Origin of the sequence: Salmonella sp. GDC200615 (assembly GCF_050574145.1) — a bacterium.
GTDB classification, from domain to species: Bacteria; Pseudomonadota; Gammaproteobacteria; order Enterobacterales; family Enterobacteriaceae; genus Salmonella; species Salmonella enterica.
The window spans coordinates 2,063,686-2,077,294 of sequence record NZ_CP192247.1 but is presented as its reverse complement, the minus strand read 5'-3'; the positions used below and the strand labels follow the sequence as shown (position 1 = coordinate 2,077,294).

At 52.1% G+C, this 13,609-nt stretch carries 9 protein-coding genes and 3 pseudogenes; 8 read left to right on the top strand and 4 right to left on the bottom strand.

Translation table 11 applies throughout. The annotated features are described in order from the left end of the window. The first annotated feature begins 192 nt into the window (after positions 1–192). The 5 genes and pseudogenes from ACQ29O_RS09870 to fadK all read left to right on the top strand — a co-directional run bounded on the left by ACQ29O_RS09870 (position 193) and on the right by fadK (position 5,425). Positions 193–957, top strand: a pseudogene (locus ACQ29O_RS09870) (electron transfer flavoprotein). Positions 958–978: 21 nt separating this feature from the next. After that, positions 979–1,914: an electron transfer flavoprotein subunit alpha gene (locus ACQ29O_RS09865; protein WP_253336036.1), complete on the top strand. Its 936-nt coding sequence runs from the start codon at positions 979–981 to the stop codon at positions 1,912–1,914. A gap of 56 nt (positions 1,915–1,970) precedes the next feature. Then, positions 1,971–3,257 (top strand): annotated as a pseudogene (locus ACQ29O_RS09860) (FAD-dependent oxidoreductase). Next, positions 3,254–3,547, top strand: a complete 294-nt coding sequence (locus tag ACQ29O_RS09855) for a ferredoxin family protein (RefSeq protein WP_000093362.1) — start codon at positions 3,254–3,256, stop codon at positions 3,545–3,547. Before ACQ29O_RS09860 ends, ACQ29O_RS09855 begins: the two are co-directional and overlap by 4 nt. Positions 3,548–3,784: 237 nt before the next feature. Beyond that, positions 3,785–5,425, top strand: a complete 1,641-nt coding sequence (gene fadK, locus ACQ29O_RS09850; RefSeq protein WP_000117502.1) for a medium-chain fatty-acid--CoA ligase — start codon at positions 3,785–3,787, stop codon at positions 5,423–5,425. Positions 5,426–5,466: 41 nt separating this feature from the next. Here the strand turns inward: fadK and ppsA are convergent. Continuing rightward, positions 5,467–7,844, bottom strand: a pseudogene (gene ppsA, locus ACQ29O_RS09845) (phosphoenolpyruvate synthase). Positions 7,845–8,180: 336 nt separating this feature from the next. Between ppsA and ppsR the strand changes: the two are divergent. The 3 genes from ppsR to hemP all read left to right on the top strand — a co-directional run bounded on the left by ppsR (position 8,181) and on the right by hemP (position 10,564). Next, complete coding sequence (ppsR, locus tag ACQ29O_RS09840) at positions 8,181–9,014, top strand: posphoenolpyruvate synthetase regulatory kinase/phosphorylase PpsR (protein WP_000370991.1); 834 nt, start codon at positions 8,181–8,183, stop codon at positions 9,012–9,014. Positions 9,015–9,169: 155 nt separating this feature from the next. Beyond that, entirely contained in the window at positions 9,170–10,216 is a 1,047-nt protein-coding gene (gene aroH / locus ACQ29O_RS09835; RefSeq protein ID WP_001082196.1) for a 3-deoxy-7-phosphoheptulonate synthase AroH, read from the top strand. A 156-nt stretch (positions 10,217–10,372) separates the two neighbouring features. Continuing rightward, on the top strand, positions 10,373–10,564 hold the full coding sequence (gene hemP / locus ACQ29O_RS09830; protein WP_000089115.1) for a hemin uptake protein HemP: 192 nt from the start codon (positions 10,373–10,375) through the stop codon (positions 10,562–10,564). A 34-nt stretch (positions 10,565–10,598) separates the two neighbouring features. On the opposite strand, the gene selO is transcribed toward hemP, so the two are convergent. The 3 genes from selO to ACQ29O_RS09815 all read right to left on the bottom strand — a co-directional run bounded on the left by selO (position 10,599) and on the right by ACQ29O_RS09815 (position 13,594). Next, positions 10,599–12,041, bottom strand: coding sequence for a protein adenylyltransferase SelO (gene selO / locus ACQ29O_RS09825; protein WP_000175681.1), 1,443 nt, complete (start codon positions 12,039–12,041; stop codon positions 10,599–10,601). 61 nt (positions 12,042–12,102) lie between these two features. Next, entirely contained in the window at positions 12,103–12,816 is a 714-nt protein-coding gene (gene ydiV, locus ACQ29O_RS09820) for an anti-FlhDC factor YdiV (protein WP_000561990.1), read from the bottom strand. A 313-nt stretch (positions 12,817–13,129) separates the two neighbouring features. Then, positions 13,130–13,594, bottom strand: coding sequence for a C40 family peptidase (locus ACQ29O_RS09815; RefSeq protein WP_001213256.1), 465 nt, complete (start codon positions 13,592–13,594; stop codon positions 13,130–13,132). Between the last annotated feature and the right edge of the window lie 15 nt (positions 13,595–13,609).

Below are 13,609 nucleotides of genomic sequence, written 5' to 3'. Positions count from 1 at the left end.
TCTCACTACCGTATTTATATTTTTATGACGCCCTTTTCAGATGGTTGCTAACGATTCTCTGTTCGCAGATTTTTTGTGCAAGATTGTTGGCAAGGAAAACAGATTGACCCATCGTAAACCTCTTCAGACTGCCGCAGACTATTTTCAGTCAGATTTACTTTACTTATCCACACGCGACTCACTGGAGATGCAATGAAAATAATAACCTGCTTTAAGTTGGTGCCTGAAGAACAGGACATTACCGTGACCCCGGAGCATTCGCTCAATTTTGATCGTGCCGAGGCCAAAATCAGCCAGTTTGATTTAAATGCAATTGAGGCCGCCGCGCAGTTAGCTGGCGGTGGCGACGAGATCGCCGCGCTCACCGTCGGCGGCTCTCTGTTACAAAATTCAAAAGTCCGCAAAGATGTGTTATCCCGCGGGCCGGATGCGCTTTTCATGGTTCAGGATGCGCAACTGGAGCACGCCCTGCCCAAAGAAACCGCGCTGGCGCTAGCATCCGCGGCGGAGAAAATTGGCTTTGACCTGCTGCTCTTCGGGGAGGGCTCCGGCGATATTTATGCCCAACAGGTGGGCCTGCTGACTGGCGAACTCCTGAAACTCCCCGTCATCAACGCAGTAAGCCATATTCAACGCGACGGCGACAAAATCATCGTTGAACGCACACTGGAAGAAGACGTTGAAATTATCGAGCTCACGCTGCCCGCGGTGCTTTGCGTGACCTCAGATATTAACGTTCCACGCATCCCGTCAATGAAAGCCATTCTCGGCGCCGGGAAAAAAGCCGTTACGTCGTAGCTGGCGAGCGATATCCACTGGACCCCAACCACGCCACTGGCGGAACTGGTCGCCATCTCGGTACCGCCGCAGACAGAACGCAAGCATATCATTCTCGATAACGATTCGCCGGAAGCCATTACCGCACTGGCCGACCATTTGAAAAAATCCCTGAACTAAACCCAACGGAGAAAAATTATCATGAATCATTTAGCTAACGTATGGGTATTTAGCGATAACGTAGAGCGTTATGCCGAATTAATGACCGGCGCGCAGCAGTGGGGAGAAAAAGTTTACGCCATCGTGCAAGGAAACACGGAGATCGACTACGTGAAAGCGCTTGGCGCTGATGAGATAGTCGCTCTTGAATCGCATACGGATTTGCAGCGCGTGGAAAACTATGCCGAAACGCTGGCCTCATTATTAGGCGACCAAAATGGGCTGCTGCTCATGGCGGCGACCAAGCGCTGTAAAGCGCTGGGCGCCCGGCTGAGCATCCAGCTTGACGCCATGATGGTGAACGACGCGACGTCTATTGACCTCCTCGACGGGACGCTACACGCAGAGCATCGCATGTACGGCGGACTTGCTTTCGGCAAAGAGAAATTAAACAGTCCGCAGGCGATTATTACGCTGGCACCCGGCGTGCTGGAACCCGCCGCCCCTCTCCCCGGTCATACTTGCCCGCAGACCACGCTGGCATATATTGCCCCAGGCCACGAGGTATTGTGCCAGCAGCGGCGCGCGAAATCGCTAAGCAGCGTCGATTTGAGCAAAGCCAAACGGGTCATCGGCGTAGGGCGAGGCCTGGCGGCGCAAAGCGATCTGGATATGGTGCATAAACTGGCGGCCGTTCTCGGCGCAGAAGTGGGCTGTTCCCGCCCCATTGCGGAAGGTGAAAACTGGATGGAACGTGAGCGTTATATTGGCGTATCCGGCGTTCTGTTGAAATCCGATCTCTATCTGACGCTGGGCATTTCCGGCCAAATTCAACATATGGTGGGTGGAAACGGCGCAAAAATTATTGTCGCAATTAACAAAGATAAAAACGCGCCCATTTTCAATTATACCGATTATGGCCTGGTGGGCGATATCTATAAGGTTGTTCCTGCCCTCATCGACCAGTTAAGCCGCTAATTCCTTTTTCAACGCACATCTCCCGTCGTCGATACGGCGGGAAAGGAGCATAAAGCATGTCGGATGATAAATTTGACGCTATTGTGGTGGGCGCAGGCGTAGCAGGAACGGTCGCCGCGTATGTGATGGCAAAAGCGGGACTGGATGTACTGGTTATTGAACGCGGAAACAGCGCGGGCAGCAAAAATATGACCGGTGGCCGGCTCTACGCTCACAGTATCGAAAGTATTATGCCGGGATTCGCAACGTCCGCCCCCATCGAACGCGTCGTTACCCGTGAAAAAATCTCCTTTTTAACCGAAGAAAGCGCCGTCACACTTGATTTTCACCGCGCGCCCCCTACTCCGCCCCTTACGTCATATACCGTACTGCGCAACAAACTGGACCCGTAGTTAATGGCGCAGGCGGAGCAGGCTGGCGCGCAGTTTATCCCAGGTGTACGGGTCGACGCTCTGGTACGTGAAGGCAATCGCGTCACTGGCGTTCAGGCCGGGGATGATATTCTTGATGCGAATATTGTGATTCTCGCGGACGGCGTGAATTCCATGCTGGGCCGTTCACTGGACATGGTGCCTGCCTCGTCTGCGCATCACTATGCCGTCGGCGTAAAAGAGTTGATTGGGCTCTCTCCGGCACTTATTGAAGAGCGTTTTAATCTGGCGTCCCATGAAGGCGCCGCCTGGTTATTCGCTGGCGCGCCCTCCAACGGGCTCATGGGCGGCGGGTTTCTTTATACCAACCGCGATTCGGTTTCTCTGGGGCTGGTATGTGGCCTGGGCGACATTGCTCACGCGACCAAAAGCGTACCGCAAATGCTGGAAGATTTTAAACAGCATCCGGCGATACGCCCTTTGATTCAGGGGGGAGCGCTGCTCGAATACTCCGCTCATATGGTGCCCGAAGGCGGCATAGCAATGATGCCGGAGCTGGCAAATGACGGCGTGATGATTGTCGGCGACGCCGCCGGTCTTTGCCTGAATCTCGGCTATACCGTCCGCGGCATGGATTTAGCCATCGCGTCCGCGCAAGCGGCCGCTCAAACCGCCATTGACGCTAAAGCGCGGCAAGATTTTTCCGCCGCGAGTCTTGCCGGTTACAAACGCGCGCTGGAGAAAAACAGCGTGTTACGCGATATGCGGCATTTCCGCAAACTCCCCGGATTAATGGAAAACCCACGGCTTTTTACCGAGTACCCGCGAATGGCGGCAAACATTGTGGGCGATCTGTTCACCGTTGATGGTGGTCCAGTCCCACCGTTGCGTAAAACTATCCTGTCACATGCGAAAAAAATTGGACTGGTGAATCTATTAAAAGACGGCATAAAAGGGGCTACGGCATTATGAGTTCGGACAATAAGGTGAATGTTGACGTCAAATTGGGCGTAAATAAATTTTACGTAGATGAAGGACACCCACATATCATTTTGCGCTCCTCGCCTGACATGCAGGAGTTTAATAAATTAATAAAAGCCTGCCCTGCCGGACTCTATAAGCTGGACGATGCGGGAAATATTCATTTTGACTCCGCGGGCTGCCTGGAATGCGGGACCTGCAGGGTTCTCTGCGGCAATACTCTTCTCGAAAAATGGGAATACCCGGCGGGAACGTTCGGCGTTGAGTTTCGCTACGGCTGACGCTCTGAAACACCGGATAACGACGCTACGGCGTCTTAGAGACTATCCCAGTAGGCGTTATTGGCGCAGCCAGTTTGGACACGGACAGCGCGCAAAAACCGGAGCGTACACGTAGTACGTGAGGATTTTGAGCACTGCCCAGGTCTAAAATGGCAAGTAAAATAGCCCTAATGGGATAGGCTCTTATTCGGCTTGCCCCCGGAGATTACGTCATTTGTATTAATAGAGAACAAGTCAATGAGTGTTACATTAACGTTTGACGCCGCAAGGCGGAAAACCTATCGCGAGTCCGGCTACTGGGGCGATGCTTCACTGGGCGACTACTGGCGGCAAACCGCACGCGCCGTACCCGATAAAATCGCCGTGGTCGATAATCATGGCGCGTCCTGGACCTACGCCGCGCTCGACTACGCGGCAAGCCGCCTGGCAAACTGGTTACTGTCTCAGGGGATTCAACCGGGCGATCGCGTGGCCTTTCAGCTTCCGGGCTGGTGTGAGTTTACCCTCATTTATCTGGCCTGCCTGAAAACGAGCGCGGTATCTGTCCCGCTACTTCCCGCCTGGCGAGAAGCAGAGCTGGTTTGGGTGCTGAACAAATGTCAGGCTAAAATATTCTTCGCCCCCACCGTATTCAAACAGAATCGTCCGGTCGATCTTATCCTTCCGCTACAAAATCAACTGCGCCATCTGACGCATATTGTCGGCGTGGATAAACTGGCGCCTGCCACCACAGCGCTTGCGCTTAGTCAAATCATCGACCGCAGCGAACCGTTGCAGTCAGACATTAACATTCACGGTGATGAACTGGCGGCAGTGCTGTTTACCTCCGGCACAGAAGGAATGCCGAAAGGGGTGATGTTGACCCACAATAATATTCTTGCCAGTGAACGGGCGTATTGCGCGCGGTTGAATTTAACCTGGCAAGATGTGTTCCTGATGCCTGCGCCACTGGGCCACGCCACCGGATTTTTACACGGCGTCACCGCGCCCTTTTTAATCGGGGCGCGTAGCGTATTGCTGGACATCTTTACCCCAGAAGCCTGCCTGACCTTATTAGCGCAGCAACGCTGTACCTGTATGTCAGGCGCGACGCCGTTTATTTACGATCTGCTTTGTGCCGTTGAGCAACAGCCTGCCGACCTCTCCTCACTGCGATTCTTCTTATGCGGCGGCACGATTATTCCCAAAAAGGTTGCCCGCGACTGCCAGCAGCGCGGTATCAAATTATTGAGTATTTACGGTTCTACAGAAAGTTCTCCACACTCGATGGTTAATCTGGGTGATTCGACTTCACGCATGATGAATACCGATGGTTATGCCGCCACCGGTGTAGAAATTAAAATCGTGGATGAAGATCGCAATACGCTTCCAGCAGGCCACGAAGGCGAAGAAGCCTCGCGCGGGCCGAACGTTTTTATGGGATACCTGGACGAGCCGGAACTTACCGCCCGCGCACTGGATAACGAGGGCTGGTATTACAGCGGCGACCTCTGCCGCATGGATGAAGACGGTTATATCAAAATTACCGGGCGCAAAAAGGATATTATTATACGTGGAGGTGAAAATATCAGCAGTCGCGAGGTGGAGGATATTTTATTGCAACACCCCCGCATACACGATGCTTGCGTCGTTGCTATGCCTGATGAACGCTTAGGCGAACGTTCATGCGCGTATGTAGTCTTAAAACCGCCGCACCTTTCGCTGACGCTGGAAGAGGTGATCGCTTTTTTCAGTCGAAAACGGGTAGCGAAGTATAAATATCCGGAACGGATCGTCATCGTAGAAAAACTGCCCAGAACCGCCTCTGGCAAAGTGCAGAAGTTTCTGTTGCGGCAGGATATTATTGAGCGGCTGCGCCAGGAGCACACTGCGGTATAAATTGCCGGATGGCGACGTTAACGCCGCCATCCGGTATTACACTACTTCTTCAGTTCCGCCAGACTCAGCCAGGTCTGAACCACGGTGTCCGGGTTCAGCGACAGGCTGTCGATCCCCTCTTCCATCAGCCAGGCGGCAAAGTCTTCATGGTCGGACGGACCCTGACCGCAAATTCCAACATATTTGCCCTGTTTTTTCGCCGCGCGGATCGCCATCGACAGCAGCGCTTTCACCGCGTCGTTACGCTCGTCAAACAGTTCAGACACCACGCCGGAATCGCGATCCAGCCCCAACGCCAGCTGCGTCATGTCGTTAGAACCAATCGAGAAGCCATCAAAATACTCGAGGAACTGTTCAGCCAGCAAGGCATTGGACGGGATCTCGCACATCATGATGATCTTCAGCCCGTTCTCGCCGCGTTTAAGCCCCTGGCGCGCCAGCTCTTCGATGACCGCTTTCGCCTGGTCGACCGTCCGCACGAACGGGATCATGATTTCGACGTTGGTAAGGCCCATATCGTTGCGCACGCGTTTCACCGCTTCGCATTCCAGCGCAAAACAATCGCGGAAACTTTCTGCGACGTAACGGCCCGCGCCGCGGAAGCCCAGCATCGGGTTTTCTTCATGCGGCTCATAACGTTCGCCGCCGACCAGGTTGGCGTATTCGTTGGACTTAAAGTCAGACAGGCGAACGATGACGCGTTTCGGGTAGAAGGCGGCGCCTAACGTCGCGATCCCTTCCGTCAGTCGACCAACGTAAAATTCACGCGGCGAGTCAAACCCTTTCATCATCTCACGAATGTCGTTTTGCAGCGCGGCATCCTGGTCGTCAAACTCCAGCAGCGCGCGTGGGTGAACGCCAATCATACGGTTAATGATGAATTCCAGTCGCGCCAGACCTACGCCTTCATTCGGCAGGCAGGCAAAGTCAAATGCCCTGTCCGGGTTGCCGACGTTCATCATGACCTTCAGCGGTAGCTCTGGCATGGTATCTACGCTGGAGCTTTTTACGCTGAAATCCAGCATGTCGGCATACACATAACCGGTATCACCTTCCGCACAGGAGACGGTTACTTTTTCGCCATCTTTCATGCGTTCGGTGGCGTCGCCGCAGCCGACAACCGCCGGAATGCCCAATTCGCGGGCGATAATCGCCGCGTGACAGGTGCGCCCGCCACGGTTAGTGACAATCGCCGCCGCTTTTTTCATGATCGGTTCCCAGTCCGGGTCGGTCATATCGGTGACAAGCACATCGCCAGGCTCAATACGGTTCATTTCGCCGATATCATGAATAACTTTTACCGTACCCGCGCCGATACGATGACCAATGGCGCGACCTTCGGCAATGATTTTCCCCTGCGCATGTAGCGTATAACGCTCCATCACCTGGCCACGGGAGCGCACGGTTTCCGGACGTGCCTGCACAATAAAGAGCTTACCGGTATGACCGTCTTTCGCCCATTCGATATCCATCGGACGACCATAGTGCTGCTCAATCTGCACCGCTTGTTTCGCCAGTTCCTGCACTTCTTCGTTGGTGAGCGAGAAAATGTCGCGCTGTTGCTGCGGCACATCCTCAATCTTCACTTGCTTGCCGTGCTCCTGGGTGGCGGCGTAAACCATGCGGATTTTTTCGACCCCATGGTGCGGCGTACGATGGCCGGACGGCCTGCCGCCAGGGTTGGCTTATGGACATAAAATTCATCCGGGTTAACCGCGCCCTGCACCACCATTTCACCCAGTCCCCATGCCGAGGTGATAAAGACCACCTGGTCAAAGCCGGATTCGGTATCGATAGAGAACATCACCCCTGACGAGGCGAGATCGGAGCGAACCATCCGCTGCACGCCAGCGGAAAGCGCTACGCCGCGATGATCATATCCCTGGTGAACGCGATAAGAGATGACGCGATCGTTAAACAGAGAAGCAAATACGTGTTTCACTGCCACCAGCACCGCGTCGAAGCCCTGAACGTTAAGAAACGTTTCCTGTTGACCCGCAAACGAAGCATCTGGCATATCTTCCGCCGTGGCGGAGGAACGCACGGCAAAAGAGGCATTTTCATCATCCGACGAAAGCTGCGCATAGGCATCGCGGATGGCGTTTTCCAGCGCCGGCTGGAAAGGAGTGTCGATAATCCACTGGCGGATCTGCGCGCCCGCTTTCGCCAGCTGGGAGACATCATCAATATCTGTCTTATCCAGCAGCTCATAAATGCGCTGGTTTACGCCGCTTTGATCCAAAAACTGGTTAAACGCATCGGCAGTGGTTGCAAAACCATTCGGAACGGATACGCCCATGCCGGAAAGGTTAGTAATCATTTCACCCAGGGAGGCATTTTTGCCCCCAACTCTGTCTACATCATTCATGCCGAGTTGGTTATACCAAAGCACCAGCGGTGACGAGCCATTGTTGGACATCGAACAATCCTTTTGTGATAAATGAACGAGTTTAAGAAACACATAGTTGCGTATTTATCCTGGCATACTTAAACCCGCGAAAAAAACGGTGAATCGTTCAAGCAAATTTATTTTTTCATTTTTTCAGATTGTTTACGTAGTTGCGCAAACCCGCGCATAGCACGGCATTCCCTGAATAACCCCCGGTATAAACTGCGTTTCCAGGAAATGAAACACACTTTTCATTAATTATAAAAAGCGCCTGTCATTTTATAAAATAAGCGACAAGTTATACGTTTCCCGTTACTTTTAATTTATGCTTTCAGATAATTATGTTTACTCTTCAGGATGAACAGAATGGATAATGTTGTTGATCGCCATGTTTTCTATATTTCTGATGGTACCGCCATCACCGCCGAGGTCCTGGGTCACGCGGTTATGTCGCAGTTTCCGGTGACGATCAGCAGCATCACGCTGCCATTCGTGGAAAACGAAAGTCGCGCCCGCGCCGTCAAAGACCAAATTGACGCCATTTATCAGCAAACCGGCGTTCGCCCGCTGGTGTTTTACTCGATTGTTTTACCTGAAATTCGCGCCATCATCTTACAGAGCGAAGGTTTCTGCCAGGATATCGTCCAGGCGCTGGTGGCGCCGCTTCAGCAGGAGATGAAACTGGATCCGACGCCGATCGCTCATCGTACTCATGGGCTTAATCCGGGTAACCTGAACAAGTATGACGCCCGTATTGCCGCTATCGATTATACCCTGGCGCATGATGATGGCATTTCATTGCGCAACCTCGATCAGGCTCAGGTCATTTTACTTGGCGTTTCGCGCTGTGGAAAAACGCCCACCAGCCTCTATCTGGCGATGCAATTCTGTATTCGTGCGGCTAACTACCCTTTCATCGCCGATGATATGGATAATTTGACGCTGCCCACATCGTTAAAACCGCTACAACATAAACTGTTCGGCCTGACAATTGACCCTGAACGCCTGGCGGCAATTCGCGAAGAACGCCGTGAAAACAGTCGCTATGCCTCGTTGCGTCAGTGCCGCATGGAAGTGGCGGAGGTCGAAGCGCTGTATCGTAAGAATCAGATCCCCTGCCTGAACAGCACTAATTATTCCGTTGAAGAGATAGCCACCAAGATTCTCGATATTATGGGGCTTAACCGCAGGATGTACTAGCAAACTAGTTTAATGGGTTGGTTTTTGTTATCATGCCGTTCTGCCTGCGAGGTGTGACACGCCTCGCACTTGAAATCAGCAGGGATTGGTTTATCGTGATGCCCATCACTTCCCGGTAGTCCTGCCGTTGAAGCAACAAATTTCTGAGACTTGTAATGAACAGAACCGACGAACTCCGTACTGCGCGTATCGATAGCCTGGTAACACCGACCGAACTCGCGCAGCGGTATCCTGTATCGTCCTCCGTCGCCAGTCACGTTACCGACTCCCGACGCCGGATAGAAAAGATTTTAAATGGTGAAGATCCACGGCTACTGGTCGTCATTGGCCCCTGTTCGATTCACGATCTGAATGCTGCCATGGAATACGCGACGCAGCTCCAGGCACAACGCCAAAAGCATCAGGCGCGTCTGGAAATCGTCATGCGCACCTATTTTGAAAAACCGCGCACCGTTGTGGGATGGAAAGGCCTGATTTCCGATCCTGACTTGAATGGAAGTTACCGCGTCAATTATGGGCTTGAACTGGCGCGTCGCTTGCTATTGCAGGTGAACGAACTGGGAGTACCGACCGCCACAGAATTTCTTGATATGGTCACTGGCCAGTTTATTGCCGATCTGATCAGTTGGGGAGCGATTGGCGCGCGTACCACCGAAAGCCAAATCCATCGGGAAATGGCTTCTGCGCTCTCTTGTCCGGTCGGCTTTAAAAATGGTACGGATGGCAATACTCGCATTGCCGTTGACGCTATTCGCGCCTCCCGCGCCAGCCATATGTTTCTCTCGCCGGATAAAGACGGACAGATGACCATCTACCAGACGAGTGGCAACCCGTATGGGCACATCATCATGCGCGGCGGTAAAAAACCGAACTACCACGCTGAAGATATTGCCGCCGCCTGCGATACGTTGCATGAATTTGATCTGCCGGAACATCTGGTCGTCGACTTCAGCCACGGCAACTGTCAAAAACAGCATCGCCGCCAGCTGGAGGTATGTGATGATATTTGCCAGCAGATTCGTAATGGCTCCACGGCAATTGCCGGGATTATGGCCGAGAGTTTTTTACGGGAAGGCACGCAAAAAATTATCAGCGGTCAACCATTAATCTATGGTCAGTCCATTACCGATCCCTGCCTGAACTGGGAAGATACGGAAGTTTTGTTGGAAAAACTTGCCGCAGCGGTAGACAGCCGCTTTTAATAGCTCGCCCATCCTGCCGGGATGGGCGTTTCTTCGATGCGTTACCCGCCCTTTTCTCTCCCCGCGCGTATATCACTCCACAGAATTAGCACTTGCTGTTATCGCATTAATTATTGATAATAATAATCATTGTGAGTTTGATTATTAATAAATAACATATCGCGTATGGATAACACCGAGCTGCCTCACCCTAAGGAAATAGACAATGAAACGCTTCTCCCTGCCGCTGAACGGCGCGTCAACAGTCAGGCGCTATTAGGTCCGGACGGCAAAGTCATCATCGATCACAACGGTCAGGAGTATCTGTTGCGCAAAACTCAGGCTGGTAAGCTACTGTTAACCAAATAACGCTCCGCCAGCAGACGATGCTGCTGGCGTCAGGCTAACTTGAACAACTGACCTCCAGCCGCTTTCCCCACTCCGGCGGTCGGCTGGCATAGTCATCATCTCGATCGGTAAAAGGTTGACGTAAAACTTCATGTAACCGATGCAGTTCCGCCATGTCTCCTTGTTCAGCCGCATCTATCGCGCGTTGCGCCAGCCAGTTGCGCAACACAACCGCAGGATTCACGCGTTGCATCTGCTGCTGGCGCAGCGCGTCATCCACCGCCTCTGTGCGCAATCGCGCCCGGTAGCGATCGAACCAGGCATCGAACGCCGCGCGATCGATAAACGTATCCCGCAACGGCGAGGAAGCGCTCTGTTGCTCCGTATGGCTTAACATCCGAAATGTACGGGTATAGTCACTCCCTTCGCGCGCCATCAGACTAAACAATTCATTCAGTAAAGCGTTATCGTCTTTTTGCTCGGTAAAGAAACCCAGCTTCTGGCGCATTCGCTGCCCATAGTGCGTTAACAACGCGTCCTGGTAACGATCCAGCGCTCTGTTTAACGCGTCGATCTCAATAAAAGGGGTTAACGTCTGCGCCAGACGTTGTAAATTCCACAGCGCCACCAACGGTTGATTATCGAAGCGGTAACGTCCCTGATGATCGGAATGGTTACCAATGAAGCCGGGATCGTAGTCGTCGAGAAAACCAAAGGGGCCATAGTCGATGGTCAGCCCCAGAATCGACATGTTATCCGTATTCATAACGCCGTGCGAAAAACCGACGGTTTGCCACTCGGCGATGAGTCTTCCGGTACGCGCCGCCACCTCTTCAAACCACAAAGCATATTTTTCCGGGACATCCTGCCATTGCGGCCAGTAATGACGAATAGCGAAATCAGCCAGTTGCTGAACTTTTTCCGGCTCACGGCGGTAGTAGAAATGTTCGAAATGACCAAAACGCATATGACTTTGCGCCAGACGCATTAACATCGCGCCCGTTTCCTGCGTCTCTCGCTGAACCGGCGTATCGCTGGCTACGATAGATAACGCGCGCGTAGTGGGAATACCCAGATAATGCATGGCTTCGCTGGCAAGGCTTTCTCGTATGGTTGAACGCAGGACGGCGCGTCCATCCCCCATTCGCGAATAGGGTGTTAATCCGGCGCCTTTCAGATGCCAGTCGAGGGTCGAGCCATCCGCCAGGAGCTGTTCGCCCAGCAAAATACCGCGTCCGTCGCCGAGTTGTCCCGCCCAGACGCCGAACTGATGCCCGCTATATACCTGCGCGACAGGCGACATACCGGGTAATAAGGTTTCGCCGCCCCAAACGCCAGCGCCATTGGTAGCGTCAAATAACGACGCGGGAATTGCTAACTGCTGCGCCAGTTTGTCGTTATACCAAATCAGTCGCGCATTTTTTAACGGTGTGGGTAAAAGCGCGGTATACGTTGCTGGCAGTTCATCGCGCCAACGGGCAGTAAAAGACAGGGTCATAGGGCCTCCTGTCTTCAGTGTAGACGGTTAATCACCGGTTAAACACCGGCAAACAGAAAGGTTATCGCTGAACGAGTTTAATGAGCTGGCTTACCGGCACCGGAGGCCATAGTCCGCCCTGGAATGCGCTAAATCCCAATGGCGCTGCGCGCGAAAACATCGCCTCATTATCAATACCGGCAATCATCAGCGACTCGCAGCTGGAGGAGATCTGGGCAACAATAGCGTGCATGAATGGTTCGAATGAGATCATTTCAGCTCGCTGCTGAATAAAATTTTTATCCAACATGACTCGTTTGAAAAGCCCATCGAAAATAGCTTTAGTCGACGCCTCGCCTGCCCCAAAATTTGCCAGCATTAATGGGAAATGCATTGCCAGATTAGCTAACGTTTCATTGTTTTTGCCCTGGTTTAACCCAGGATAGTTCTCATTTATAGCTAATTCAAGAAACGGAAAGCGCGCTGCCCGGGAAAAAAGTTCGCTATCTAATAATAATAAGTCACTAATTGCGGGCAGTAAATTAAGCCATGCAATAAGTTTATGCTGAATAAAAAAGTGCTGACAGGTTTCTAACAACGCCAGTTTTTCAACAAACAGACAGTATTGTTCCTCCACCGAAAGACGAGGCGCTACCAACTCAGTCGGCATCCGCACGGCGCCGTCTTCAGCGGCAAACGTTGCAATAATCTCTAAACCAACAAGCCGAGCATTTTCATCCATGACGGGAAGGAAAAAGAGTTCGGAATGGTAAAGCTCATCAAGTGAAGCAATCATTACGCCAGTCCCATGGTTAGGGCGCTATTCGCCATCCAGTCACTACGGACGGAAACAGACGTAACTTCAGATACTAATTGAAGCGTCATCATTTTTCTTGTTTACCGGTGAACCGGTTCCTTTTTTTAACTTACTCTGATTATAAACCAATATCCAATGTTGTACTTTTCACAGGGCGTGAACACGCCCGTTTTTAATAAAAGTACGTTTGTAAATGCTACGGTTATATCATTATATATGATGACAACAGATGTCATAAGTTCAACCGGCGATATGTTAAAAATAGACTATAAAATTTATATCGTCTGCGAGGTTAAATTCGCCGTGCCTGCCAGAAGTTTTTTCGCCAGTACACATTATCCAGCGATGAACGCATCACGCCACGACTGGTAGAGGCATGAATAAACTCATTATTTGTATCGTAAATACCAACATGTAAACCACTTTCGCCCGAACCGGTTTTAAAGAAAACCAAATCTCCGGGCAGCAATTCATCTTTATCGATTCTGGTGCCGATTTTTGATTGTTCACGCGTATCACGAGGCAACTGCAAATCAAACTTGTCGCGCATAGTGACCACCACAAAGCCGGAACAGTCCACGCCTCTGCGACTCATGCCGCCGTAACGGTATGGCGTACCGCGCCAGGACTGCAACTGATCGTTCAGACCCGCAATGACGGTAATGGAGTCTGATAATCTGGCATTTGGCGCCGGTGCCCGATGAGTACTGCATCCTGCCAGGAACAATGCTGTGATAACAAGAAGCCAAAAACGCATGCCGCAACAATCCTC